The sequence below is a fragment of the Streptomyces sp. NPDC053431 genome, assembly GCF_044544925.1.
Taxonomy (GTDB): Bacteria; Actinomycetota; Actinomycetes; order Streptomycetales; family Streptomycetaceae; genus Streptomyces.
The window spans coordinates 48706-73580 of record NZ_JBITXX010000019.1 but is presented as its reverse complement, the minus strand read 5'-3'; the positions used below and the strand labels follow the sequence as shown (position 1 = coordinate 73580).

The following is a 24875-nucleotide window of genomic DNA, read 5'->3' as shown; positions in this document are numbered from 1 at the left end:
GGGCGTCCCGGGCCCGCTCCGGACGGCGGGCGCCGGCCCCATCGGCCCCGCCGATGGGGTCATCGGCAGGACGCCCCACTGGCTCGTGGACCCGGACCCGGCCCCGTTCGTAGCGTCATGGGCATGAGAAACGAGACCAGGGGAACCGTCGAACTCACCCTCGCCATGGTGCTCTCCGGCACCCTCGGCATCTTCGTCGTGGAGTCCGGGGCGTCACCCTTCGACGTGGTGTTCTTCCGCTGCCTCTTCGGGGCCGTCGCGCTCGGGGCCTACAGCCTGGCCCGCGGATTCTTCACCGGACACGGGCTCACCCCGCGCAAGCTGGGACTCGCCGCCCTCGGCGGGGTGTTCATCGTCCTCAACTGGGTGCTGCTCTTCGAGGCGTACGAGGCCACCTCGATCTCCTTCGCCACCGTCGTCTACCACACGCAGCCGTTCTTCCTGGTGCTGCTCGGGGCGGTCGTGCTGCGGGAGCGGATCGGCGCCGCCAAGCTCGGGTGGCTCGCGGTGGCCTTCGGCGGGCTGGTGCTCGTGTCCGGCGTGCGGCCCGGGGACACCGCCTCGCTCAAGGGGCTCGGGCTCGCCCTCGGCGCCGCCGTGCTCTACGCGCTGTCGACGATCGTCACCAAGCGGATCAGCGGCGTACGGCCGCACCTCGTCGCGCTCGTCCAGGTCACCGTCGGCATCCCGCTCCTGCTGCCCTTCGCCGACTTCGGGGCGGCCGGGCGGCTCGGGTCCGGCTGGGCATGGCTGGCCGGGCTCGGGATCGTCCACACCGGGGTGATGTACGTGCTGATGTACGCGGCCTACGCCAAGCTGCCCACCGCCCGGATCGCGGTGCTCGCCTTCACCTACCCGGCCGTCGCGATGCTCGCCGACTGGGCCGTGTACGGGCACCACATCGGTCTCGTCCAGGCCCTGGGCGTCCCGCTGATCGTGCTGGCCAGCCTCAGGGTGACCCTGTCGGGGAGCCAGGGAACCCAGGGGAGTCAGGTGACCCGGGGAACTCGGCGGGCTCCTCGCGGACGAGTCGTCGCGTCTGCTCCACGAACAGCCGCACATGCGCCGGAAGCCGCTTCCCCCGCCGCCACGCGATCTGTGTGAAGAGGCTGAACGGCGGCTCCCAGTCCAGCGCCACCAGCGCCCCGGACGCCAGTTCCGCAGCGACGGCGATCCGGGGCAGCAGCGCGATCCCGAGCCCGGCGGCCACGCCGCGCTTGCTCGCCTCGATCGTGCCGTACTCGGTGAAGACCGGCCCGTACGGCGCCAGTTCCGCCTCGAAGAGGTCGCGATAGGCGCAGCCCGGCTCCGTCCCCACCAGGCCGGTGGCCGCCAGGTCCGCGGCCGTCAGGCCGGCCCGCCCGGCCAGCGGGTGCCGCGGCCCGGCCACCAGGACCAGCGGCTCCCGGGTCAGGACCTCGCTCTCCAGGCCCTCGTGCTCGGTCTCCCGCTCCATCAGCAGGCCCAGGTCGTACGTCCCCTCCCGCAGGGCCTGCCGGGTCGCGTCGCCGAGGGTGGGGCGCAGGGCGAGCCGGACGGCCGGATAGCGGTGGTGGAAGAGCTCCAGGAGCGGCGGCAGCCGGTAGGAGGTCAGCGACTCCATGGTGCCGACGGCGATCGTGCCGGCCGGCTCGCCGCCTCCCGTGACCGCGGCCCTGGCCTCCTCGGTCAGCTCGATGATCTGCCGGGCGTACGGCAGGAGCCGCTCGCCGGCCTCGGTGAGCCGGATGCGGGAGCCGAGCCGCTCGAAGAGCTCGGTGCCCAGCGAGGACTCCAGGGCGCGGACCTGCGCGGTGACGCTGGACTGCGCGTAGGCGAGTTCGGTGGCGGCCCGGGTGAAGGAGAGGACCGTGGCGACCTTCTCGAACGTGACGAGGAGCCGCAGCTCCATCAGCCGTCCTTCTCCTCGCCGCGCTCCTGCTCGCGGCGCTTCAGCTCCTCCTCGCGGCGGCGCAGGTCGGCCTCCCAGTCCTTCAGGAGCGCCTCGTCCTTCCTGTTCTCCTCGCGGAGCGACTTCAGGAACTCGGGGTTGTCGTCGGGGGCGACCCACTCGTGCCGGTGGTTGCGGTGCCACTCGCTCGGGGTGCGGCCGCCGGCCGGGGCGTGGCGCATCTTGCCGGCCGCGAACCAGACGATCGGGCCGACGATCCAGAAGAGCAGGATGATGATGACCCAGACCACCTTGGGCAGGTGCTTGGCCTCGTCCTCGGGGGTGTTGAGGCAGTCGATGAACGCGTAGATCGTCAGCGCCAGCGGCAGGATGTACATCAGTGCCCTGAGCATGTGGGACAGCCCCCTGGAAGCGGTGGCGGGAGCGCGTTTCGGCGGCCCCGGTGACGGGCCCAGCCTAACCGGTGACCGATACTGGCCCCTATGGCTTACGACGATCTCCGCTCGCTGCTCAGGGCCCTCGAGCGCGAAGGCGACCTCAAGCGCATCAAGGCCGAAGTCGACCCGTACCTGGAGGTCGGGGAGATCGTCGACCGCGTGAACAAGGCGGGAGGCCCGGCGCTGCTCTTCGAGAACGTCAAGGGCTCCTCGATGCCGCTCGCGATGAACGTCTTCGGGACGGACCGGCGGCTGCTCAAGGCGCTGGGCCTGAAGTCGTACGAGGAGATCAGCGAGAAGATCGGCGGGCTGCTCAAGCCGGAGCTGCCGCAGGGCTTCGTCGGGGTCCGGGAGGCCTTCGGCAAGCTGGGCTCGATGGTCCACGTGCCGCCGAAGAAGGTGAAGTCCGGGGACGCCCCGGTCCAGGAGGTCGTGCTCACCGGCGACGACGTCGACCTGGACCGGCTGCCCGCGCTCTTCACCTGGCCGAAGGACGGCGGCTCCTTCTTCAACCTGGGCCTGACCCACACCAAGCACCCGGAGACCGGGGTCCGCAACCTCGGCCTCTACCGCCTCCAGCGCCACGACAGGCGCACCATCGGCATGCACTGGCAGATCCACAAGGACAGCCGCAACCACTACGCGGTGGCCGCGGAGCGCGGCGAGCGGCTGCCGGTCGCGATCGCCTTCGGCTGCCCGCCGGCCGTCACGTACGCCTCGACGGCGCCGCTGCCGGGCGACATCGACGAGTACCTGTTCGCCGGCTTCGTGCAGGGCAAGCGGATCGAGATGGTGGACTGCAAGACGGTCCCGCTCCAGGTCCCGGCCCAGGCGGAGGTCGTGATCGAGGGCTGGCTGGAGCCGGGCGAGATGCTGCCGGAGGGCCCCTTCGGCGACCACACCGGCTTCTACACGCCGCAGGAACCGTTCCCCGCGCTGAAGATCGACTGCATCACGATGCGGCGGCGTCCGCTGCTCCAGTCCATCGTGGTCGGCCGCCCGCCGACCGAGGACGGCCCGCTGGGCCGCGCGACGGAGCGCTTCTTCCTGCCGCTCCTCAAGATCATCGTCCCGGACATCGTGGACTACCACCTGCCGGAGTCGGGCGGCTTCCACAACTGCGCGATCGTCTCGATCGACAAGAAGTACCCGAAGCACGCGCAGAAGGTCATGCACGCCATCTGGGGCGCGCACATGATGTCGCTGACCAAGCTGATCGTCGTGGTCGACAAGGACTGCGACGTCCACGACCTCCACGAGGTGTCCTGGCGGGCCCTCGGCAACACCGACTACGCCCGCGACCTCACGGTCGTCGAGGGCCCGGTGGACCACCTGGACCACGCCTCCTACCAGCAGTTCTGGGGAGGCAAGGCGGGCATCGACGCGACGAAGAAGCTGCCCGAGGAGGGCTACACGCGGGACGGCGGCTGGCCGGACATGGTCGAGTCGGACCCGGCGACGGCGGCCCTGGTGGACCGCCGCTGGAAGGAGTACGGGCTGTGACGACCGCGGCCGTCCCCGGCGCCCGGCCGGGGCGCACGAAGGCGTTCCTGCGCCTGGTGATGATCGAGCACTCGGTCTTCGCGCTTCCCTTCGCGTACATCGCCGCGCTCACCGCGATGTACCAGCTGGACCGGCGGATCCACTGGTGGACCCTGTTCCTGGTCACCGTCTGCATGGTGGGCCTGCGGACCTTCGCCATGGCCTGCAACCGGATCATCGACCGCGAGATCGACGCCCGTAACCCGCGCACCGCCAACCGGGAGCTGGTGACCGGCGCGGTGTCGGTGCGCTCGGCGTGGACCGGGGCCGGCGTCGCCGTCGTCGTCTTCCTCGGCGCGGCGGCCCTGCTCAACCCGCTCTGCCTGGCGCTCGCGCCGCTCGCCGTCATCCCGATGGTGGTCTATCCGTACGGCAAGCGGTTCACGAACTTCCCGCACGCGATCCTCGGCCTCGCCCAGTCCATCGGCCCCGTCGGAGCCTGGCTCGCGGTGACCGGCGAGTGGTCCTGGGACGCGGTGATCCTGGGCCTCGCGGTCGGCATCTGGATCGGCGGCTTCGACCTGATCTTCGCCTGCCAGGACGTCCAGGCGGACCGCGCGCACGGCGTCATGTCGGTCCCGGCCCGCTTCGGCGTCCCGGCGGCGCTGTGGGGGGCCCGGGGGTCGGCGGTCGTCACCACGGGACTGCTGGTCTGGTACGCGCTCGCGACGGACGCGGGCGTCTTCTTCTGGGCCGGCCTGGTGATCGTGGCGGTCGCCTTCTGCTACGAGCACTCGATCGTGCGGCCGCACGACCTGTCCCGCCTGAACAGGGCGTTCTTCACGGTCAACGGCGTGATCGGGATCACGCTCTTCCTCTTCACGCTCGCCGATCTCCTCGCGCGAGGGCTGAAGCCGTAGCTCGTTCGAGGCGATGCTCCCCGCGACAGCGGGGACAGGCCACGGCTCCCCGCTCCCGTCCGAGGGTGGCCGGATAGGCTCGTCGGCGTGGAGCCGGAGAACAAGCAGCAGCGTCGTCCCTGGGTGGTCGGGGTGTCAGGGGCGTCCGGGACGCCCTACGCCGCCGCCGTGCTGCGGGGGCTGCTCGCGGCGGGGGAGAGTGTCGATCTCGTCGTGTCGCGGGCCTCGCGGCTGACGCTGCTCGACGAGACGGGGATCGCCTTCCGGGACGCGCACTGGCGCGAGGACCTGGCGGCATGGCTGGCGCGCGGGGCCGACGGGAAGCCGGACACCTTCGCGGTGGACGCGGCGGCGCTCGACGACGTGCGGTACTGGCCGGCCGGGGATCTGGCCGCCGGGCCGTCCTCCGGGTCGTACGCCGTCAAGGGGATGCTGATCGTGCCGGCGTCGACGGCCGCCGTGGCCGGGGTCGCGCTCGGGCTCTCGAAGGACCTGCTGCAGCGGGTCGCGAGCGTGACACTGAAGGAACGGCGTCCGCTGGTCGTCGCGGTACGGGAGACCCCGCTGAACGGGCAGACGCTGAAGCACATGGTGACGCTGGACGAGGCGGGCGCCGTGGTGCTGCCCGCCTCTCCGGCGTTCTACGCGGGGGCGACGCACATCCAGGATCTCGTGGACTTCGTCGCCGGGCGGGTGCTCGACGCGGCAGGCGTGCCGCACGAGCTGTACCGCCGTTGGAAGGGAGAGCTCGGTGGAGCGCTCCCGGCTGGTTAGCGCTTCTCGGCGCGCTTCTTCGCGGCGCGCTTCGAGGCGGTCGGCTGGTGGGCACGCGAGCGGTTGGCCAGGTCCTGCAGCTCGCGCATACGGGCGTAGGCCATCTCGATCGTGTACACGGTGAACACCACTCCTGAAAGATCGTCTTTGATCTGCTGAAAGATTCACAGGGTGTCGCCCCTGTGTACCTTAGATTCTATACCTAAACTCGCGGTATCGCTGGACAATGGAAGGCTTCATACGTATGGACGCCGTGGACAGGCAGCTCATCCAGGCTCTGCGCGAGAACGGCAGGGCCTCGTACGCCGAGCTCGGCCGGCTCGTCGGGCTCTCCGGCCCCTCCGTCACCGACCGCATCAACCGCCTCGAGGCCGCGGGGGTCATCACCGGCTACCGCGCCACCGTGGACGCCGCCTCCCTCGGCCTCGGCGTCACCGCCCTCATCGGCATCTCCCTCTCCGACGCCGCCGACCACGAGGACGTGGCCCGCCGCCTGAAGGACCTCGCCGAGATCGAGGACTGCTGGTTCATCGCCGGCGACGACTCCTTCATGCTCAAGGTCCGCGCCAACGACGTGGACGGCCTGGAGAAGACGATCCGCCGGCTGAGCGGGACGAAGGGCGTGTCGCGGACCCGTACCACGATCGTGCTCTCCACCAAGTGGGAGAACCGGGTCGGGGATCTGCCGGAAGAGGGCTGAGAGTACGGTGGGGGAGCCTGATCGCAGATGGTGTGGATGAAAGTGGGAGGCGGCGTTATGGACGTGGGGCTCAAGCGTGAGCTGGAGCAGAAGGTCCTCGCCGGCGAGCGGCTGAGCCGTGAGGACGGCATCGCCCTGTACGCGTCGGACGACCTCGCCTGGCTCGGCGGACTGGCCCACGAGGTCCGGACCCGCAAGAACGGCGACGTGGTGCACTTCAATGTCAACCGGCATCTGAACATGACCAACGTCTGCACCGCCTCCTGCGCCTACTGCTCCTTCCAGCGCAAGCCGGGCGAGAAGGACGCGTACACCATGCGCATCGAGGAGGCCGTGCGCCTCGCGAAGGCGATGGAGAACGAGAACCTCACCGAGCTCCACATCGTCAACGGGCTCCACCCCAACCTGCCCTGGCGCTACTACCCGCGCTCGCTCTCCGAGCTGAAGAAGGCGCTGCCGAACGTCTCCCTCAAGGCCTTCACCGCCACCGAGATCCACCACTTCGAGACCATCTCCGGCCTCTCGGCCTCCGAGATCCTCGACGAGCTGATCGAGGCCGGCCTGGAGTCGCTGACCGGCGGCGGCGCCGAGATCTTCGACTGGGAGGTCCGGCAGCACATCGTGGACCACCGGACCCACTGGGAGGACTGGTCCCGGATCCACCGCCTCGCGCACGAGAAGGGTCTGAAGACCCCGTGCACGATGCTCTACGGCCACATCGAGGAGCCCCGCCACCGCGTGGACCACGTGCTGCGGCTGCGCGAGCTCCAGGACGAGACCGGCGGCTTCCAGGTCTTCATCCCGCTGCGCTACCAGCACGACTTCGTCGACATGAAGGACGGCAAGGTCCGCAACACCCTGCAGGCGCGGACCCAGATGGCGACCGGCGCCGAGGCGCTGAAGACCTTCGCGGTCTCCCGGCTGCTCTTCGACAACGTCCCGCACGTCAAGGTGTTCTGGGTGATGCACGGCGTCCAGACCGCGCAGCTGGCCCTCCAGCACGGCGCGGACGACATGGACGGCTCGGTCGTCGAGTACAAGATCACCCACGACGCCGACAACTACGGCACCCCGAACAAGCTCACCCGTGACGACCTCCTGGAGCTCATCCGGGACGCCGGCTTCCGGCCGGTCGAGCGCAACACGCGCTACGAGGTCATCCGCGAGTACCCGGGCCCGGACGCCGACCGCCGTGAGGCGCCGCAGCCGATGCGGCTCTGACCGCTACGTCAGCTGCAGCAGCATGACGATGTCGTCGCGGTCGTCGCCCGGGGCCACCCGGATGGCGGCCGGGACGCGCCCGACCTCCTTGTAGCCGGCCCGCGCGTAGAAGGCGTCGACGCCGGTGCCGCCGCGGCAGGTCAGCCGGATCGCCTCGATGTGCTCGAAGCCCTCGGCGGTCCGGGCCGCCTCCTCGGCCGCGGCCATCAGGTCGCGGCCGTACCCCTTGCCCTGGTGCCTGGGGTGCACCATCACCGTGTACAGCCACACCCAGTGCGTCATCAGGGGGTGGCTGTTGTGCGTGAAGAAGGCGGTCGCGACGACCCGGCCGGCCGGGTCGTCGGTGTCCCGCCCGACCAGCAGCCGCGTGCCGCCCTCCGCCATGCCCACCAGATGCCGGAGCAGCGCGGGCCGGATCTCCTCGGGGGTCACGGGCGGGACGAAGCCGACGGCGCCCCCCGCGTTGGAGACGTCCGCCCAGAGGGCGAGGACGCCGTCGCGCAGGGCGCGGTCGACCGGCGGGTCCAGCTGGAAAGTAAGAGGCATAGGGCGAGATTAACCATTACGGATGCGGTGCTCAAGCGGTTTCCCGCCCCCGCTCCCGGCCGCCGGGCCGCCCCGTGCTTCACTGGAGGGACGCTCGTCCGGTTTGGGAGGGACAGACATGCTCCGCTACACCTTGATGCGCCTCGGCATCTTCGCCGGCAGCTTCCTCGCGCTGTGGGGCCTGGTCTGGCTCGGCGTGCTGCCGCGCGGCCTCGGCGACTCGAACCTGCTCTGGGTCCTGCTCCTCGCCGTGGTCGTCTCCGCCCCGCTCAGCTTCGTGCTGCTGCGCAAGGAGCGGGACGCGATGAGCGCCGGCATCGTGGCGAAGGTCGACCGGGCGAAGGTCCGCCTGGAGGCGAACCGCTCGGCCGAGGACGCGGCCTGATCGACATAAAGGAGCCGTAAGGTTCCTCACACGTACAAACACCCCAGGTAGGAGCATCCCAGGCTCCCGCCTGGGGTTTTCTGCGTTTCCAAGGCCGTAGGGCCCGCCGGGCGTGGCTTTGTCTCAAAGAAGGGCTTTGAGGTTCTCAAAGTTCAAGTGTTAACGTATCGGCCATGAAGACCGCAGTGCGCCTCCTCGATGCCCCGGGCACCCCGCTCGTGGCGCGCCTGCACGTCGATCTGTGCCGCTGTATGTCCGCGGTCTGTTGCCGTTCGCTCTGACCCGGCATCGTGCAGCGGCCCGCGCGTGGAGCGCGTGTGTGCCGCACCCCCGTCCCCGTATTTCCCCGATACGCACCAGTGGAGTGTGTCCGTGTCCGCGTCCTCGTCCGCGTCCGTGACGAAGTCCCGCATACCCAAGGTCCCGTTCTGGGCCCAGATCGTCGCCGGTCTCGCCGTCGGCGTCCTGCTCGGCTGGCTCGCCCGCAGCCAGGACATCGGCTGGCTGCAGGAGACCCTCTCCCAGGTCGGCGGCATCTTCGTCCAGCTGCTCAAGCTGGCCGTCGCCCCGCTCGTCTTCTTCGCCATCCTCGTCTCGATCACCAACCTGCGTAAGGTCAACAACGCGGCCCGGCTCGCCGCGCAGACCCTCGTCTGGTTCATGATCACCTCGCTGATCGCGGTCGCCATCGGCCTCGCCATCGGCCTGCTGACCAACCCCGGCTCCGGCACCGGCCTCACCCCGAAGGACGGCAAGCTCCCCGAGCACCAGGGCAGCTGGATCGACTTCCTCACCGGGATCGTCCCCACCGACGTCATCACGCCGTTCACCGAGCTGAACGTGCTTCAGATCGTCTTCATGGCCGCCGTCGCCGGCATCGCCGCCCTCAAGCTCGGCGACCGGGCCCAGCCCATCCTGTCCCTCTCCGAGTCCGCCCTGGAGCTGCTGCAGAAGGCCCTGTGGTGGGTCATCCGGCTGGCCCCGATCGGCACCGCCGGCCTCATCGGCCGCGCCATCGTGAACTACGGCTGGGACCTGATCGGCAAGTACGCCACCTTCACCGCCGACGTCTACATCGGCTGCGCCCTGGTCCTCTTCGGCGTCTACCCGCTGCTCCTCGCGACCGTCGCCAAGCTGAACCCGCTCCGGTTCTACAAGGGCGCCTGGCCCGCCATCCAGCTCGCCTTCGTCTCCCGCTCCTCGGTCGGCACCATGCCGGTCACCCAGCGGGTCACCGAGCGCCTCGGCGTCCCGAAGGAGTACGCCTCCTTCTCCGTGCCGTTCGGCGCCACCACGAAGATGGACGGCTGCGCCGCGATCTACCCGGCGCTCGCCGCGATCTTCATCGCGCAGATCTTCGACGTGCAGCTCGGCGTCAAGGAGTACCTGCTGATCGCCTTCGTCTCGGTCATCGGCTCGGCGGCCACCGCCGGTCTCACCGGCGCGACGGTCATGCTGACCCTGACCCTCTCCACCCTGGGCCTCCCCCTGGAGGGCGTCGGCCTGCTCATGGCGATCGACCCGATCCTCGACATGATGCGCACGGCCACGAACGTCGCCGGCCAGGCGCTGGTCCCGGTCATCGTCTCCGCCCGCGAGAAGATCCTCGACCTCGCCGCCTACGAGTCCGCCTCGGCCTCCCCGGTCGACGACCTGGTGGACGTGCGCGACGCCGAGCAGAAGGTGACGGTTCCGGCCGCCGCCTGAGCCGCCAGCTGAGCCGGCGCCTGAGCCGCGCCTGAGCCGCGCCTGAGCCGGCGCCGACCGCGCCTGGTCCGTACGCCCGAGGCCCCTCCCCCTTCGAAGGGGGCAGGGGCCTCGGGCGTGTGTCCGGCGGCGCGGACGCGCCCCTCCGGGGCGGTCGGCGAGGGCCGGGGCGGGTCAGCGCACGACGTCGAAGACCTGCTTCTGCAGGCCGTTCGCGTAGGCCTCGTGCTCGACGAGCCGCAGCTTCTGGACGTCCTTGTCCGTGGTGCTGAACAGGCGCTTGCCGGCGCCGAGCAGCAGCGGGAAGACGAGCAGGTGGTAGCGGTCGATCAGGCCCGCGTCGGACAGGGCCTGGTTGAGGGAGGCGCTGCCGTGGACGATGATCGGGCCGCCCTCGGTCCGCTTCAGCGCGGCGACGTCGTCGAGCGTGCGCAGGATCGTGGTGTCGCCCCAGTCGGACACCAGGTCGTCCTCGGTGAGGGTGGTGGAGACGACGTACTTCGGCATGACCTTGTAGTCGGCGAATTCCGGCATGCCCGGCCACACGGGGCTGAAGGCCTCGTAGCTGACCCGGCCCAGCAGCATCGCGGCCGCCTCCTTCTGCTCCCGCTCCTTGATCTCGAAGGACTCGGGGAGGAACTCGGTGTGCTTGAAGGTCCAGCCGGAGTTGCGGTAGCCGGGCTCGCCGCCGGGGGCCTCCACGACGCCGTCGAGCGAGATGAAGGCGGTGCTGATCAGAGTGCGCATGGGAGTTCCTCGGTCTCTCGGTGCCGGTCTCGGCGTCTCGGTGGTGCCCTGTCGTCGTGCTACGTGATCTATGACTGCCGATCATCGCGGAACTCATCGGTCGCGGGCGTCCCCTTAGGGTGGGGTGTCGTGGCGGGGACGAGGAGGCTGCCGCGCGAGGTGCGCGAGCGGCAGATGATGGACGCGGCCGTGCGGACCTTCGGGCGGCGCGGGTACCAGGCGGCGTCGATGGACGAGATCGCCGAACTGGCCGGGGTGTCCAAGCCGTTGGTCTATCTCTATCTGCGTTCCAAGGAGGAGCTGTTCACCTCGTGCATCCGGCGTGAGGCGCGGGCGCTGCTCGGTGTGGTGGCCGCCGCCGTGGAGGGCGAGGGGGCGGCGGAGGAGCGCCTGTCGGCGGGGCTGCTCGCGTTCTTCGCGCACACCGCGGAGCACCCCGACGCGTGGGCGGTGCTGAGCCGGCAGGCGCGGGCGCAGGGGGAGCCGTTCGCGACGGAGGCGGAGCGGATGCGGGCGGAGATCGCGGGCTACGTCGCCGAGCTGATCGGGGCCGCGGCGCAGGGGCCGTGCGAGGCCGAGGGGCTGGCGCAGGCGCTGGTCGGAGCGGCGGAGTCGCTGGCCAACTGGGCGAACGGGCCGGCCGCGATGGCGCCGGGGCAGGCGGCGGCCACCCTGATGAACCTGGTGTGGGCCGGGCTCGGGAGTCTCACCGGGCAGGGCGGGGATCTGTCCAAATCGTCTGCGGCACCTTAGATTTACCGAGAAGTAAGGTTACTGTCCGGTTCTCGACGCCCCGAGGAGCCGCACGTGCCCGTCTCCGAGCCCCCGCCCGAGCTGGTCCGCGTCGACGGGACCGTCCGCGAGGTGTCCGTACCCGCGCTCGTGCCGCCCGTACGGCGCGGCTCCCTCGCCGACCTGCCCTACGACACCGCCCGCGAGGAACCGGCGGCGGTGCTCTTCTCCCGCAGGCGGCCGGACGGGGGCTGGGCCGACGTCACCGCCTCGGCCTTCGCCGCCGAGGTGCACTCCGTCGCCAAGGGGCTCATCGCCCAGGGGCTTCGCCCCGGCGACCGGCTCGCGCTGATGTCCCGCACCCGCTACGAGTGGACGCTGCTCGACTTCGCCGCCTGGGCCGCCGGACTGATCACCGTCCCGCTCTACCCCACCTCCTCGGCCTACCAGACCCGCTGGATCCTCCAGGACTCCGGCGCCGCCGCCTGTGTCGTCGAGGACGCCGCCCAGGCCCGGCTGGTCTCCACCGAGCGGCGGCAGCTGCCCGCCCTCGGGCAGCTGTGGGCCCTCGACACCGGCGCCGTCGACCAGCTGCGCCGAGCCGGTGCGCGGGTGCCCGACGAGGCCGTGACGGCGCGCCGCGGACTGCTCACCCCGCAGACCCTCGCCACCCTCATCTACACCTCCGGCACCACCGGCCGTCCCAAGGGCTGCGCCCTCACCCACGCCAACTTCTTCGCCGAGGTCGACAACGCCGTCGAACTCCTCCACCCCGTCTTCCGCTCGCTGAGCAGGGAACCCGCGTCCACCCTGCTCTTCCTGCCGCTCTCCCACGTCTTCGGACGCATGGTCGCCATCGGCTGCGTCCGCGCCCGGGTCCGGGTCGGTCACGCGCCCTCCGTCGAGAGCGACGAACTCCTCGCCGACCTGGCGAGCTTCCGGCCCACCTTCCTGCTCGCCATCCCGTACGTCCTGGAGAAGGTCTTCCACACGGCCCGCGCCACCGCCGAACGCTCGGGCCGCGCCGCCGCCTTCGACCGGGCCGCCCGGGTCGCCGAACGCTACGGCCACGAGCAGGCCAGGGCCGCCGGGCCCTCCCTGGGCCTGCGCGCCGCCCGCGCCCTGTACGACCCGCTCGTCTACAAGCGCATCCGGGCCGCGCTCGGCGGCAGGGTCCGGCACGTCATCTGCGGCGGATCGCCCCTCGGAGCCCGGCTCGCCGAGTTCTTCACGGGCGCGGGCATCGAGGTGTACGAGGGCTACGGGCTCACGGAGACCACCGCCGCCGCCACCGTCACCCCGCTGACCGGACCGCGCCCGGGCACCGTCGGCCGGCCGCTGCCCGGCACCGCCGTACGGATCGCCCGGGACGGCGAGATCTGGCTCAAGGGCGGCCACGTCTTCGCCGGCTACTGGGACGCCCGGCGCGGGGTCGCCCTGCCGTACACCGACGAGGGCTGGTTCCCCACCGGCGACCTCGGCGCCCTCGACGACGAGGGGCATCTGCGGATCACCGGCCGCAAGAAGGACATGATCGTCACCTCCGCCGGCAAGAACGTCGCCCCCGGCCCGCTGGAGGACTGGCTCCGCGCCCACCCGCTGGTCGCCCAGTGCATGGTGCTCGGCGACGACCGCCCGTACGTCACCGCCCTCGTCACCCTGGACCACGAGGGCCTGCTCCACTGGCGCCGGATGCGGCACAAGGACCACCTCGCCCTGTGGGAGCTCACCCGCGACGAGGAGCTCCTCGCGGTGGTGCAGCGGGCCGTCGACGACGCCAACCGGCTCGTCTCCCGCGCCGAGTCGATCCGCGCCTTCCGCGTCCTCACCACGGAGTGGACCGAGTCCGGCGGCCACCTCACCCCGTCCCTGAAGCTCAAACGGCGGGCGGTGCTGCGGGACTTCGCGCGCGAGATCGACGAGATGTACGGCACGCGGGCGCGCTAGCGTCGCGCCGGGCTCGCCGGGACACCCCCTAGGGAGCGCTGAGCGGCGCGTCCTCCGTCCGGAAGCGGATCCGGACCGTCAGGCCGCCGCCCTCGGTGTTCGCCGTGGCCGACGCCGTCGCCCCGTGCGCCCGGGCGATCGAGTCGACGATCGACAGACCGAGGCCCGCGCCCTCACCGGGCGCGTGGGTGCGGGCGGCCGAGCGGCGGAAGGGCTCGAAGAGCAGCGGCACGGTCCCGGGCGGCACGACGGGTCCGGTGTTCGTCACCTCGATGCCGTCCGGGCCGGTCCGGACCTCCACCCGGCCGCCCTCGGGGACGTTGTGGCGCACGCCGTTCGCGAGCAGGTTGTGCAGCAGGCGTTCCAGGAGCACGGGGTCTCCTTCGACGGTCAGCGGCCGGGCCCGTACGTCGACGCTCACGCCGCGCTCGGCCGCCTCGCCGGCGAGGGCGTGCGCCGTCTCCCGGGCGAGCTCGTCCACGGCCACCCGGCGACGCTCCCGGATCCCCTGGTCGGAGGCGGCGAGCAGCAGCAGCCCCTCGATGATCCGCTCGCTGGCGTCGGCGACCTCGATCAGCTTCGACCGGATCCGCGCCACCCGCTCCGGCGAGGGGTCCCCGGCGAGCCCGATCTCCGCCGCCGCTCGCTGCACGGCGACCGGGGTGCGCAGCTCGTGCGCGGCGTTCGCGGCGAACCGCTGCTGGGCCGAGACGAGCTGCTCCATCCGCCCGAGCATCCCGTCGAAGGTGTCGGCCAGCCGCTTGAGTTCGCCGGGCGGCGCGTCGAGGGCGATCCGTCCCCAGGCCTCGCCCGAGGGGACCCGCAGCAGGTTCGCGCCGGAGAGCCGGCGGGCCGTGTCGGTGATCACGGCGATCGGCCGGAGCACCCTGCCCGCCGCCCACCAGGCGAGCGCGACCGAGAGGACCGCGTAGCAGGCGAGGACGGTCACGGAGACCGTGAGGAGCCGGTCGAGGGCGGCGGACTCGGCGGCCTCGCTGACCGTCCGGGTGATCGCGAGGGTCCGGGCCGGGATCGCCCCGGGGCCCGTGGTGGGCGCGGGGATCGCGGGGGTGGCGCTGGGCAGCGGGGTGGTGGGCAGGGCGCTCGCCCAGGAGTCCGGCAGGTGATCCAGGCGCTGGGCCGGTACGGCGGTGGTGACGGCCATGCCGATCGACGAGGAGAGGCCCTCCTGCACCAGCGCGTACACGACGCCGGTGAGCAGGGCGCCCGCGAGCACGAGGAGTCCGGCGTACAGGGCGGTGAGCCGGGTGCGCTCGCCGCCGAGCGGGAGGCGCGCGGCCGGGCGGCGGCTCATGACGCGATCCGGTAGCCGGCGCCCGGCACCGTCTCCACCACCGGCGGCTCGCCCAGCTTGGCCCGCAGCTTGCTCAGGGTGACCCGTACCGCGTTGGTGCGGTAGCTGGTGTGCTCCTCCCAGACCTGCTCGATCAGGTCCTCGCCGCTGACCACCGCCCCCTCCGCCCGCAGCAGCGCCTCCAGGACCCCGAACTCCTTGCGGGACAGATGCAGGTGGCGGCCGTCGCGGCTGGCCTGGCGGCGGGCGGTGTCCAGGACGATCCCGCCGCGTTCCATGACGGGCGGCAGCGCGGGCCGGGCGCGCCGGCCCAGGGCCAGGACCCGGGCGAGGAGTTCGTCGTACGCGAAGGGCTTGGTGAGGTAGTCGTCGGCACCCAGGCCGAGGCCCTCGACCCGGTCCCGTACGGTGCCCGCCGCCGTCAGCATCAGCACCCGGGTCATCAGCCGCTGCTCGACCACGCGGCGGCACACCTCGTCGCCGTGCATCCCGGGCAGGTCACGGTCCAGGACGAGGACGTCGTACTCCCCGAGCCCGAGCTTCCGCAGCGCTTCGAGGCCGTCGCCCGCGACGTCCACGGCGAGCGCGTCGCGGCGCAGCCCCTCGGCGATCATCTCGGCGAGAAACGCCTCGTCCTCCACCAGCAGTACGCGCATGGCCCCTGTGTATCCGAAGGGGACCTTTCGCCGGTGTAAACGAAACCGCTGAGAGAAGCGAAACATCCCTTCACGGCAGCCTCGCCGCCATGACGATGCGACGTACGACCCGCGTGGCCGCCGCCGGCTCCCTGGCCGCGGCCCTCGCCCTTCTCACCGCCGCCTGTTCGGGTGCCGCTCCGACCGGAGGGGACGACGGCGGCGCGAGCGAGGAGGGCAGGAAGGCCGACCAGGCCTTCGAGCACCGCAAGTGCCTCCGCGAGCACGGCCTGGACGTGCCGGAGCCCAAGCCGGGGGAGAACGGCGTGGGGCTCACGATCGGCGGCGACGGCGTCTCCAAGGAGAAGATGGAGCAGGCGTTCAAGGCCTGCCAGGACAAGGCCGGCGGGGCCGGCTTCGGCAAGGAGCCGACCCAGGCCGACAAGGACAAGGCTCTCGCCTACGCGCGGTGCATGCGCGAGAACGGCTTCAACATGCCCGACCCGAAGTTCGACGGCGGCGCGCAGCAGGCCCTCCCGATCCCGCAGGGCGCGGAGAAGCAGAAGTTCGACAAGGCCGCCAAGGCGTGCGAGGGCGTGGCCCGATGAGCGGGCGCACCGACCGCCGCGAGGGCGAACGCCCGCTCGGCCGGCGCCGGCTGCTCGTCGCCCTGGTGGCGATCGTCGCCGTCGCGGGCGCCGGCGCCGCCGTCACCGCCCTGGCCGCCGGCCGCGAGGGGGAACCGCGGCCCGGGTCCGCCGGCTCCCGCGGGCTGCCGCCCGCCACCGCCCCCGTCACCCGGGGCGACCTCAGCGACAGCTCCCAGCGCGACGGCACCCTCGGCCACCTCGGCGAGCGCCGGATCAACGCCGGCGGCGCCGGCGGCACGCTCACCTGGCTCGCCCCGAACGGCTCGGTCGTCGAGCGGGACGGACGCCTCTACGAGGTCGACGGCGAGCCGGTCCGGCTGATGTACGGGGACGAGCCCATGTACCGGACGCTCAGGACGGGCGACAAGGGAAGGGACGTACGGCAGCTGGAGGAGAACCTGGCCGCGCTCGGGTTCACCGGCTTCGACGTCGACGAGGAGTACACGGCGAAGACCGCCGCCGCCGTCGCACGCTGGCAGAAGTCCCACGACCTGAAGCAGACCGGCACGATCGGCCCCGACCGGATCGCCTTCGCGGGCAGCGCGGTACGCGTCAAGGACGCGGGCGGCGGGAACGGTGGCGGCTCCGGCGGCGGCACGGGCGGCGGCTCCGGTGAGGGCCGGCTCGCGCCCGGCGACCGGATCACCCCCGGCACCCCGGTGCTCACCGTGACCGGCTCCGAGCGGGTCGTCCGCTTCGACCTGCCCGTCGCCGAGGCGGAGACGGCGAAGGCCGGCACCCGGGTGAAGGTGCGACTGCCGGACGGCACCGAACTGCCCGGGAAGGTGTCCGCGGTGGGGAAGACCGCGTCCGCCGGGGCCGACCCGCAGGACAGCACCCCGAAGATCGAGATCACCGTCTCCTTCGACGAGCCCGGCAGGGTCAAGGGCGTCGACCAGTCCCCGGTCACCGTCGAACTCACCGGCCGCACCCGCCACGACGTCCTGTCCGTCCCCGTCAACGCGCTGCTCGCGCTGCCCGGCGGCGGCTTCGGCGTGCAGGTCGTCGAGCCGGGCGGGAGCACCCGGGACGTCCGGGTCGAGCTCGGCCTGTTCGGCCAGGGCAGGGTCGAGGTCGACGGCGGGGGGCTGCGCGAGGGCATGAAGGTCGGGGTGCCGTCCGTATGAACGGCGAGATGCACGAGGGCGTGAACGGCGACATGAACGGCTACATGACCGAGGGCATGAACGACGGCATGAACGACGGCATGAACGCCGGCATGAACGACGGCATGAACGCCGGCGTGGGCGCGAAGCGCGTCGTGGAACTGAAGGGTGTCGTCAAGGAGTACGCGGGTGGGGTCCGCGCCCTGGACGGGGTCGATCTCGACGTCGCCGAAGGCGAGTTGGTCGGCATCGTGGGACCCTCCGGCTCCGGCAAGTCGACCCTGCTGCACATCGTCGGCACCCTCGACCGGCCCACCGCCGGGACGGTGGAGATCGCCGGGCACGACGTCGCCGCGCTCAGCGACCGGCGGCTCTCCGCGCTGCGCGCCCGCCACATCGGCTTCGTCTTCCAGGCCTTCCACCTGGTGCCGGGCGTCGCCGCGCTGGAGAACGTCGCCGAAGGGCTGCTGTACTCCGGCCTGCCGCGGGCCCGCCGCCGGGCGATGGCCGCCGACGCCCTCGCCCGGGTCGGGCTCGCCGACCGGCTGCGGCACCGGCCGCACGAACTCTCCGGCGGGCAGAAGCAGCGCGTGGCCATCGCCCGCGCGGTGGTCGGCGAGCCCGCCCTGCTGCTCGCCGACGAACCGACCGGGGCGCTGGACTCGGCGTCCGGCGAGGCGGTGATGGAGCTGCTGCACACGCTGAACGCGGAGGGCGCCACGATCGCGGTCATCACGCACGACACCGAGATCGCGGGGAGGTTGCCGCGCCAGGTCCGGATCCGTGACGGGAGGGTCGTGGCGGACACGGCGCGGGGAAAGGTCGCCGTCCGATGACACGGAGGAGTGCGCGGGGGAAGGAGCGGGGCGCGGCTCGTGGAAGCGCTCGGGGGGCGCCGGGCGGGGGTGCTCGTCGGTCCGCCGCACTGAGAGCCGCCCGGCTCGGGCCGCGCGACGTCCTGCACGTCGGCTCGGCCGGGCTGCGCAGCCGCCCCGTACGCGTGGTGCTGTCCGCGCTCGGGATCGCCATCGGGATCGCGACGATGATCGCGGTGGTCGGCGTCTCGGCCTCCAGCCAGGCGCAGTTGCTGCGACAGCTCGACGCGCTCGGCACGAACATGCTGGTCGCCAAGGCGGGCGAGGGCATGTTCAGTGGGCAGAAGATCACCCTGCCCCGGGACGCGGTCGGCACGGTCTCCCGCATCGAGGGCGTCGAGAGAGCCGGCGCGACCGGCGACCTCGACCGCTCGGTGCGCCGCTCGGAGAAGATCCCGCAGGGCGAGACCGGCGGGATCGCGGTGAAGGCCGCCACGGAGGGCCTGCTCGACGTACTGCGCGGCCGGGCGGCCTCCGGGACCTGGCTCAACGCGGCGAACAGCCGTTACCCGGCAGTGGTGTTGGGGAATGTGGCCGCGGAGCGCCTGGGCGTGGACCGGCCCGGCCGGCAGGTCTGGATCGACGACCGCTACTTCACGGTCGTCGGCATCCTCGACCCGCTGCCGCTCGCCCCGGAGATCGAGCGCTCGGCGCTGGTCGGCTGGGACGGCGCCCAGCGCCTGCTCGGCTTCGACGGGCATCCGACGACGGTGTACGAGCGGTCCACCGACGCGTCCGTACGCGAGGTCCAGCGGCTCCTCGCGCCGACGATCGACCCGCGGAACCCGCAGAACGTGTCGGTCGGCGACCCGTCCTCGGCGCTCAAGGCCAAGGCGGCCACGGAGGGCGCCTTCTCCACGCTGCTCCTCGGCCTGGGCGGCATCGCCCTGCTCGTCGGCGGTGTCGGCGTCGCCAACACCATGATCATCTCTGTCCTGGAGCGCCGCCACGAGATCGGCCTGCGCCGCTCGCTGGGCGCGACCCGGGGCCAGATCCGGATCCAGTTCGTGACCGAGTCCCTGATGCTCTCAGGGCTCGGCGGCCTCGCCGGGGTGGCCCTCGGCGCGGCCGCCGTGGCCGCGTACGCCACCGCGGGCGGGCTGCCCTGGGTGGTCCCGCCCTGGGCGGCGGCGGGCGGCTTCGGCGCGACGCTCGCGATCGGCACGGTGGCGGGCCTGTACCCGGCGGTGCGGGCGTCCCGGCTGTCACCGACGCTGGCGCTGGCGGCGGGATAGGGGAGGACGAAGAGGGCCGGGCGGGATGCCCGGCCCTCTTCCGTCTCTGCCGCCCCGTGCCGTCTCAGGGCCAGAGCAGCTCCCGCGCCCAGGAGCCGTCGGCGGTCCTGCGGTACCGCAGCCGTACGTGCCGCCGCCGCTCGTCGCCCTGGAAGAACTCGACCTCGGCCGGCTCGACGACGTACAGCGTCCAGCTGTCCGCGTGCGCGTCGGGCTCCGCCTGCGCCCGGTCCCAGGCGGCCGCGCTCGCCCGCGCGAGCGTGTCGAGGTCGTCCAGGAGCTCGCTCTGGTGCCCGACGAGCGCGGAGGCGAGGGCGCCGGTGGTGCGGGCGTGGAGGTCGGCGTAGGCCTCCTCGGGGGTGCCGGTGCGGACCGGTCCCCTGACCCGTACCTGCCGCCCCTGCACCGGCCAGTAGAAGCCGAGCGCCGCCTCGGGACGGGCGGCGAGCTGGCGGCCCTTGGCGCTGCCGGCGTGCGAGGCGAAGTGCCAGCCGCGGGCGTCCGCCCCGTGCAGCATCACCGTCCGCACGTCGGGCCGCCCGTCCGCGTCCACCGTGGCGAGCGACAGGGTGTGCGGCTCCACGGCCCCCGCCCGCACCGCCTCGGTGAACCAGGCGTGGAAGAGCGCCACGGGCTCCTCCGGCACGTCCGCCGGGTCGAAGCCGGGCAACCGGGTGTCCCAGACCCGCGACGAGCGCAGGGCCTCCTGAAAACGCCGTTCGTCGTCCATGGCGTCCATCATGAGGCCCTGCGGTGGGAGGTGCGGATCCGCCCGGTGTGTGCGGCGGGGGATCAGTCGGTGTAGTAGCCGGCGATGTCGGCGAGGAGGTCGACGGATCCGGAGTGGTTGAAGAAGGTGATCCTGCCGTCCTTGACCGGGACGATGACGAGGTTGGGGACGGACTGTCCGGCGGTGAAGTTGAGGTTGGAGACGGCCGGGCGCGGGGTGCCGTACGGGTAGACCGAGACGTAGCCGGTCGCGGTCGGGTTGGTGGCGGTGACGTTGAGGACGACGGCCGAGTACTCGGCGCCGACGTACAGGTCGACCGTCTTGCCCGCGCCGACCTTGCCCTGCGGCACGCCGTCGCCCGCGATCGTGTTCATGATCCGCCTGGGCTGCATCCCGGTGAAGACCGAACCGGTGCCGTCCTTGAAGTACCCGGTGACGTCGGCGAGGAGGTCGACCGTGCCGGCGTGGTTGTAGAGGGTGACCTTGCCGTCCTTGACCGGGACGATGACGAGGTTGGGGACGGACCTTCCGGCGGTGAAGTTGAGGTTGGAGACCGGCGGTCGGGGCGTGCCGTACGGGTAGACCGACACGTAGCTCGTCGCCGTCGGGTTCGTCGCGGTGACGTTCATGGCCACCGCGGAGACGCCGGGCTCGTCGATCGTCAGCTCGACGGTCCCCTTGGGGCCGACCTTCGCCTTCGGCGCGCCGACGCCGCCGATGGTGTTGAGGATCCGATGCGGCGTGACGGGCTGGTACTTCGCGCCGGAGGTGCCCTCGGTGTAGTAGCCGGCGATGTCGGCGAGCAGGTCGACCGCGCCGTACTTGTTGAAGAAGTTCACCTTGCCGTCGACGACGGGCACCGTGACCAGGTTCGCGACTGTCTGGCCCGCCTTGAAGTTGAGGTTCGAGGCGGCGGTCTGCCGGGTGCCCGACGGGTAGACGGAGACGTAACTCGCGGCGGTCGGGCCGGTGGCGGTGACGTTGAGGACGACCGCCGTCACCCCGGTCGCGGGCACGCCACCCGCCCCCGCCACCTCGAGCGAGACGGTCTTCCCGGCTCCCACCTTGGCCTGCGGCACGCCAACGCCGCCGAGGGTGTTCATGATGCGGGCGGGGGTGAGCGGCCGGTAGGTGCCGGGCAGCGTGGTCAGGCCGACGTCGAAGGCGTCGACCGTTCCGGTCAGCCGGAGTGCGGCTCCGACGCCGTCTCCGGGCTGCGCGGTCAGGACGTACGCGTAGGTGCCGTCCTCGATCCCGCGGCCGAGGTCGTCCCGGCTGTCCCAGTCGACCGAGACGCCCGCGCCGCTGCCGGTCGCGCCCTGGTAGGTGCGCACGGTCCGCCCGGCCGCGTTCCTGATCTCCAGCTTCCAGGGACCCACGGTGCGGGACATGCGCCAGCGGAGCTCGGAGGTGCCGCCGCTGATCCGGCTGCTGTACGTGTCGAGCAGGGTGAACGGCTGGGCGGCGACGGGGACGCGCCTGACGTGGATGTCGTGTCGGGCGTCGACGTACGCGACGTTCGCGCCGAACTTGTCCACGGTCCAGCGGGCGCCGCGCTGGTCACCGGTCCAGGCCGGGACGTCGGCGTAGTCCGTGGTCTGTCCGGTGGACAGGTCCGTCAGCAGCAGCTTGTGCGCGGCGGGGTCGTGGCGTACGACGAAGCCGTCGCCGAGCAGCGATTCACCGGGCGTGACCGGGACGCTCCTCTTCAGCTGCTGGTCGTAGACTCCGGCCTTCGCCTCGGCCGCGCAGGCCCAGTAGAGCCAGCGGCCGACGGCCTGGAGCTCGGAGGGAACGCAGCCGGAGCCGATGTTCAGGGGTCCGTAGGTCCGCTTCTCCTTGAGGTCGTAGGCGTCGACCATGCCCTTGGTCGGGGCGGGCTTCCAGACCTTGGTGGCCCACACGGCGGCGGCCTGTCGGGTGAGCGTGAGCGGGACGCTGGGATCGTTGATGTTGTGGACGTCGAGATCGGCGACGTACGTCGTGTCGCCGTTCTTCGCGAGGACGTACGGTCCGGACGCGTCCACGACCGTGCTGGACGCGGGCAGTTGGACACTGCGGGAATGGTCGTCCGCCGGCGCCTCGATCCAGCGGGAGGTCTCGTACGCCGAGTCGCCGTCGCCGAGCGACCGCAGTCCCTTCGGCTGGCTGTAGAAGATGCCGTAGCGCATGCGGGGAGCGGTCGCGGTGGGGGTGCCGGTCGCGCTGACGTCGACGTCGAACAGCTTCGGCGCCGAGACCGCCGAGTCGGCGAGGTAGCTCAGCCGGCCACCGCCCAGTGTCACTCCGCTGTACGTCGCGGGGACCTGCGGAACCGTCTGCACCGTGGTGAACGGCGGTGCGCCGTCGCCGCCGAGCGTGACGCGTCGCACCGCCCAGTCGGAGGCGCCGGAGCCGGCGACGGCGAGGACGCCGCCGTCCGGCAGGGGGAGAAGGTTCGTCGTCGCGGCCGGCAGGACATCGCTCACCGGGCCGCCGCCGAGCGGCACGCTCTGGAGCTTCTGGGCGAGCTCGCGGCGGTAGTCGTAGGAGGGGGCGGGGCGGACGAAGACGGCACGGGAGCCCACCACCGCGAACTCCATGACGCCGGCGGAGTCGACCGGGCTCTGGACGGCCGTCGTCACGGGCTCCGCCGAGGGGTCCGAGCGCGGCACGGTGGAGAGCGTCCCGCGGCCCGTGGACCAGGCCAGGACGTGGTCGGCGCCGAGGCGCAGGGTCGTGGCCTGCTCGAAGGCGGCGGGGAGCCGGGTGAGAGCGGCCGACTTGTAGTCGAGGAGGAAGCGCCCCGGTCCGGCGGAGAACCGGATGATCGCGCCCTGGGCATCCTGCTTGACCAGTGAGGCGGTGCCCATGCCCTGGGGCAGGCCCGTCACGGGAACCTCGACGGGGGCACCGTCCGTCGTGCGCACCAGCGCGAGCGCCACGGTCGAGCCGTCCTGGTCGGTCCGGGTGACCAGCGTGTCGGCGTTGAAGGCGCCGAAGAAGGCCTGGCCGGCCGGGACGGCGAACGGGTTTCTCGTACCCGCGCCGATGTCGACGACGGTGGCGGGGCTGCTGCTGCGGTCGATGTAGAGGCCGGAGTGACCGTACTGGGCCGCGGTGGGCTGCGGGGTCGTCGTGCCGGTGGCCAGGTCCGTCCACAGCAGACCGGTCGTGCCCTCCTGCCGGTGGAGGTAGCCGGTCGCGCCCGCCTGGAGCAGGGTCTCCTCGCGCGGCTTGTAGCGGCCCGGGTCCGGGACGACCACCTCGTCGGTGGCCGCGGCAACGGTGGTCGTGGCGCCGGCGGCCACGGCCGGGGCCGTGAGCGCGGCGCAGAGGCCGGTGGTGACACCGAAGGCGGTGACCACGGCGAGCGATCCGCGGGCGTGCAGGTTCAAGGAAGTCCCCTCCGAAGGCCTGTTCAGGCGTGGACGGGTGGCCTTCGTTCGCGCGTCCCCGCGCGGCCCCCTCCGGCGCTTCCCGTCCGAGGCCGTGATCGTAACAGCGGCCTCTTCCGCGCCGGTAGGCGGTTTCGAACTCGTTCAAGCCGCCTGGCGTGCCGCGTCGTACTCCTTCAGGGGGACCGCGTTGGCCGCCTTCTGGATCTCCTCGCGGATCTTCTTCGCGATGAGGTTCTTCCAGGGCGTCCTGGGCAGGAGGCGCACCAGGAACATGCGCAGGGCGATCTTGCGGCGCGAGGAGAGGGTCATCTCCTTGGCGAACTTCTCCGCGAAGCGCCGGTTGAGCTCGATGCCCGGGCGCATGACCTCCTCGTACGCGGCGAAGCCCGCGACGTGGTCGCCGCCGGCCGCGGCGAGTTCACCGGCCAGGACGTAGGCGCCGGTGAGGGCGAGGCCGGTGCCCTGGCCCGAGGCGGGGGAGGTGCAGTGGGCGGCGTCGCCGAGGAGGACGACCCGGCCCCGGGACCAGCGGTCCATGTGGATGGTGGCGATGGAGTCGAAGTAGAAGTCGTCCGCGTCCGCCGCGTCGGCGATCAGTCGCGGGATCTCCCAGTCGTCGCCCGCGAACGCCTCGGCGAGCAGGCGCTTCTGGGCGGCGGTGTCCCGGTGGTCGTAGGCGAGCTCGGCCGGGGCGGCGAAGACGAAGCAGTTCTTCGCGGTGCCCGCGTTCTCACCGGCCGTGCTGTAGACGGAGATCAGCTTGTTCGGGCGGGCGTGATAGGTCTCCCAGCGGGTCAGGTCCAGCCGGTTGGGACCGGTGAAGATCGAGATGTACGCGCCGAGGTGGCGCTTGTACCGCCGCTCGTCGCCGAAGACAAGGCGCCGGGTGTGCGAGTGCAGTCCGTCCGCGCCGACCACGAGGTCGAAGCGGCGCCGGGTGCCGCTGTCGAAGACGACGTCCACGCCGTCGCCGTCGTCGTGCAGGGAGGCGACGGAGTCGCCGAAGACGTACTCGACGTCGTCGCGGGTGCGCTCGTACAGGATCCGGGCGAGGTCGCCGCGCATGATCTCGTCGTCCTGGTCCTCGCGTCCGCCGAAGATCTCGGCCGGCAGCTCGCCGATGGTGCGGCCCCCGGAGTCGACGTACGAGCCGCCGTCCATGTCGGTGGAGTGGGCGCGGACCTCGTCGAGGATGCCCATCCGGGCGCAGATCTCGATGGCGCCGCCGCGCAGGTCGACCTTGTAGCCGCCGGTGCGCAGGGCGGGGGCCTTCTCGACGACGGTGGGGACGAAGCCGTAGCGGTGCAGCCAGAGCGCGAGCGCGGGGCCGGCGACGGAGGCGCCGGAGATGAGGACGGTCCGGGCGGGGCGGGAGGTGCGGGAGGGGCGGCCGGTCCGGGAGGTGGTGGTCAGGCTGGTCATGGCAGGACTCCTTGTCGGGTGGTGCGCGGCCGCTCCGG

23 protein-coding genes and 1 pseudogene are annotated in these 24875 nt (G+C 72.1%); 14 read left to right on the top strand and 10 right to left on the bottom strand.

Annotated elements, in window-relative coordinates:
* The first annotated feature begins 123 nt into the window (after nucleotides 1-123).
* On the top strand, nucleotides 124-1104 hold the full coding sequence (locus tag ACIGXE_RS31820; RefSeq protein ID WP_399752820.1) for a DMT family transporter: 981 nt from the start codon (nucleotides 124-126) through the stop codon (nucleotides 1102-1104).
* Here the strand turns inward: ACIGXE_RS31820 and ACIGXE_RS31815 are convergent.
* Nucleotides 1016-1891: pseudogene (locus ACIGXE_RS31815) on the bottom strand (LysR family transcriptional regulator); the annotation flags it as partial. The gene ACIGXE_RS31820 and the pseudogene ACIGXE_RS31815 overlap by 89 nt on opposite strands.
* Complete coding sequence (locus ACIGXE_RS31810) at nucleotides 1891-2283, bottom strand: PLD nuclease N-terminal domain-containing protein (RefSeq protein ID WP_399752818.1); 393 nt, start codon at nucleotides 2281-2283, stop codon at nucleotides 1891-1893. The gene ACIGXE_RS31810 and the pseudogene ACIGXE_RS31815, both read right to left, overlap by 1 nt.
* Before the next feature lie 90 nt (nucleotides 2284-2373).
* Between ACIGXE_RS31810 and ACIGXE_RS31805 the strand changes: the two genes are divergently transcribed.
* The 3 genes from ACIGXE_RS31805 (at nucleotide 2374) to ACIGXE_RS31795 (ending at nucleotide 5504) form a co-directional block, all read left to right on the top strand.
* Complete coding sequence (locus ACIGXE_RS31805; RefSeq protein ID WP_399752816.1) at nucleotides 2374-3831, top strand: menaquinone biosynthesis decarboxylase; 1458 nt, start codon at nucleotides 2374-2376, stop codon at nucleotides 3829-3831.
* Nucleotides 3828-4730, top strand: coding sequence for a menaquinone biosynthesis prenyltransferase MqnP (gene mqnP, locus ACIGXE_RS31800; RefSeq protein ID WP_399752814.1), 903 nt, complete (start codon nucleotides 3828-3830; stop codon nucleotides 4728-4730). Before ACIGXE_RS31805 ends, mqnP begins: the two co-directional genes overlap by 4 nt.
* A gap of 87 nt (nucleotides 4731-4817) precedes the next feature.
* Complete coding sequence (locus ACIGXE_RS31795; protein ID WP_399752813.1) at nucleotides 4818-5504, top strand: UbiX family flavin prenyltransferase; 687 nt, start codon at nucleotides 4818-4820, stop codon at nucleotides 5502-5504.
* Here the strand turns inward: ACIGXE_RS31795 and ACIGXE_RS31790 are convergent.
* Complete coding sequence (locus tag ACIGXE_RS31790) at nucleotides 5501-5635, bottom strand: hypothetical protein (RefSeq protein ID WP_399752811.1); 135 nt, start codon at nucleotides 5633-5635, stop codon at nucleotides 5501-5503. The genes ACIGXE_RS31795 and ACIGXE_RS31790 overlap by 4 nt on opposite strands.
* A gap of 113 nt (nucleotides 5636-5748) precedes the next feature.
* On the opposite strand from ACIGXE_RS31790, the gene ACIGXE_RS31785 reads away from it, so the two are divergent.
* Both ACIGXE_RS31785 and mqnE read left to right on the top strand, forming a co-directional pair.
* Complete coding sequence (locus ACIGXE_RS31785) at nucleotides 5749-6204, top strand: Lrp/AsnC family transcriptional regulator (RefSeq protein WP_031013392.1); 456 nt, start codon at nucleotides 5749-5751, stop codon at nucleotides 6202-6204.
* 57 nt (nucleotides 6205-6261) lie between these two features.
* Nucleotides 6262-7425, top strand: coding sequence for an aminofutalosine synthase MqnE (gene mqnE / locus ACIGXE_RS31780; RefSeq protein WP_399752809.1), 1164 nt, complete (start codon nucleotides 6262-6264; stop codon nucleotides 7423-7425).
* 3 nt (nucleotides 7426-7428) lie between these two features.
* On the opposite strand, the gene ACIGXE_RS31775 is transcribed toward mqnE, so the two are convergent.
* Nucleotides 7429-7971, bottom strand: a complete 543-nt coding sequence (locus ACIGXE_RS31775) for a GNAT family N-acetyltransferase (RefSeq protein WP_399752807.1) — start codon at nucleotides 7969-7971, stop codon at nucleotides 7429-7431.
* A gap of 118 nt (nucleotides 7972-8089) precedes the next feature.
* On the opposite strand from ACIGXE_RS31775, the gene ACIGXE_RS31770 reads away from it, so the two are divergent.
* Nucleotides 8090-8356: a DUF4229 domain-containing protein gene (locus ACIGXE_RS31770; RefSeq protein WP_399752806.1), complete on the top strand. Its 267-nt coding sequence runs from the start codon at nucleotides 8090-8092 to the stop codon at nucleotides 8354-8356.
* Between the two features lie 372 nt (nucleotides 8357-8728).
* Nucleotides 8729-10063, top strand: a complete 1335-nt coding sequence (locus ACIGXE_RS31765) for a dicarboxylate/amino acid:cation symporter (protein WP_399752804.1) — start codon at nucleotides 8729-8731, stop codon at nucleotides 10061-10063.
* A 174-nt stretch (nucleotides 10064-10237) separates the two neighbouring features.
* Here ACIGXE_RS31765 and ACIGXE_RS31760 read toward each other — a convergent pair whose 3' ends face one another.
* Entirely contained in the window at nucleotides 10238-10810 is a 573-nt protein-coding gene (locus ACIGXE_RS31760; protein WP_399752802.1) for a dihydrofolate reductase family protein, read from the bottom strand.
* 174 nt (nucleotides 10811-10984) lie between these two features.
* Here ACIGXE_RS31760 and ACIGXE_RS31755 point away from each other — a divergent pair, with 174 nt between their 5' ends.
* Both ACIGXE_RS31755 and ACIGXE_RS31750 read left to right on the top strand, forming a co-directional pair.
* Complete coding sequence (locus ACIGXE_RS31755) at nucleotides 10985-11563, top strand: TetR/AcrR family transcriptional regulator (RefSeq protein WP_399752954.1); 579 nt, start codon at nucleotides 10985-10987, stop codon at nucleotides 11561-11563.
* Nucleotides 11564-11617: 54 nt separating this feature from the next.
* Nucleotides 11618-13489: an AMP-dependent synthetase/ligase gene (locus ACIGXE_RS31750; protein WP_399752800.1), complete on the top strand. Its 1872-nt coding sequence runs from the start codon at nucleotides 11618-11620 to the stop codon at nucleotides 13487-13489.
* A 28-nt stretch (nucleotides 13490-13517) separates the two neighbouring features.
* Here ACIGXE_RS31750 and ACIGXE_RS31745 read toward each other — a convergent pair whose 3' ends face one another.
* Together ACIGXE_RS31745 and ACIGXE_RS31740 are read right to left on the bottom strand one after the other, a co-directional pair.
* Nucleotides 13518-14804: an ATP-binding protein gene (locus ACIGXE_RS31745; RefSeq protein ID WP_399752798.1), complete on the bottom strand. Its 1287-nt coding sequence runs from the start codon at nucleotides 14802-14804 to the stop codon at nucleotides 13518-13520.
* Nucleotides 14801-15460 (bottom strand): response regulator transcription factor, encoded by a 660-nt coding sequence (locus tag ACIGXE_RS31740; protein ID WP_399752797.1) that lies wholly within the window; start codon nucleotides 15458-15460, stop codon nucleotides 14801-14803. Before ACIGXE_RS31740 ends, ACIGXE_RS31745 begins: the two co-directional genes overlap by 4 nt.
* A gap of 89 nt (nucleotides 15461-15549) precedes the next feature.
* On the opposite strand from ACIGXE_RS31740, the gene ACIGXE_RS31735 reads away from it, so the two are divergent.
* The 4 genes from ACIGXE_RS31735 (at nucleotide 15550) to ACIGXE_RS31720 (ending at nucleotide 19305) form a co-directional block, all read left to right on the top strand.
* Entirely contained in the window at nucleotides 15550-16047 is a 498-nt protein-coding gene (locus ACIGXE_RS31735) for a hypothetical protein (protein WP_399752795.1), read from the top strand.
* Nucleotides 16044-17216, top strand: coding sequence for a peptidoglycan-binding protein (locus ACIGXE_RS31730; protein ID WP_399752793.1), 1173 nt, complete (start codon nucleotides 16044-16046; stop codon nucleotides 17214-17216). Before ACIGXE_RS31735 ends, ACIGXE_RS31730 begins: the two co-directional genes overlap by 4 nt.
* 80 nt (nucleotides 17217-17296) lie before the next feature.
* A complete protein-coding gene (locus ACIGXE_RS31725; protein WP_399752951.1) occupies nucleotides 17297-18031 on the top strand; it encodes an ABC transporter ATP-binding protein in 735 nt (244 codons plus the stop codon).
* Between the two features lie 167 nt (nucleotides 18032-18198).
* Nucleotides 18199-19305 (top strand): ABC transporter permease, encoded by a 1107-nt coding sequence (locus ACIGXE_RS31720; protein ID WP_399752791.1) that lies wholly within the window; start codon nucleotides 18199-18201, stop codon nucleotides 19303-19305.
* 64 nt (nucleotides 19306-19369) lie between these two features.
* On the opposite strand, the gene ACIGXE_RS31715 is transcribed toward ACIGXE_RS31720, so the two are convergent.
* The 3 genes from ACIGXE_RS31715 to ACIGXE_RS31705 all read right to left on the bottom strand — a co-directional run bounded on the left by ACIGXE_RS31715 (nucleotide 19370) and on the right by ACIGXE_RS31705 (nucleotide 24837).
* On the bottom strand, nucleotides 19370-20035 hold the full coding sequence (locus ACIGXE_RS31715; RefSeq protein ID WP_399752789.1) for a pyridoxal 5'-phosphate synthase: 666 nt from the start codon (nucleotides 20033-20035) through the stop codon (nucleotides 19370-19372).
* Nucleotides 20036-20097: 62 nt separating this feature from the next.
* Nucleotides 20098-23412, bottom strand: a complete 3315-nt coding sequence (locus ACIGXE_RS31710) for a FlgD immunoglobulin-like domain containing protein (RefSeq protein WP_399752787.1) — start codon at nucleotides 23410-23412, stop codon at nucleotides 20098-20100.
* 144 nt (nucleotides 23413-23556) lie between these two features.
* On the bottom strand, nucleotides 23557-24837 hold the full coding sequence (locus ACIGXE_RS31705) for an FAD-dependent monooxygenase (protein WP_399752785.1): 1281 nt from the start codon (nucleotides 24835-24837) through the stop codon (nucleotides 23557-23559).
* Nucleotides 24838-24875 lie beyond the last annotated feature (38 nt).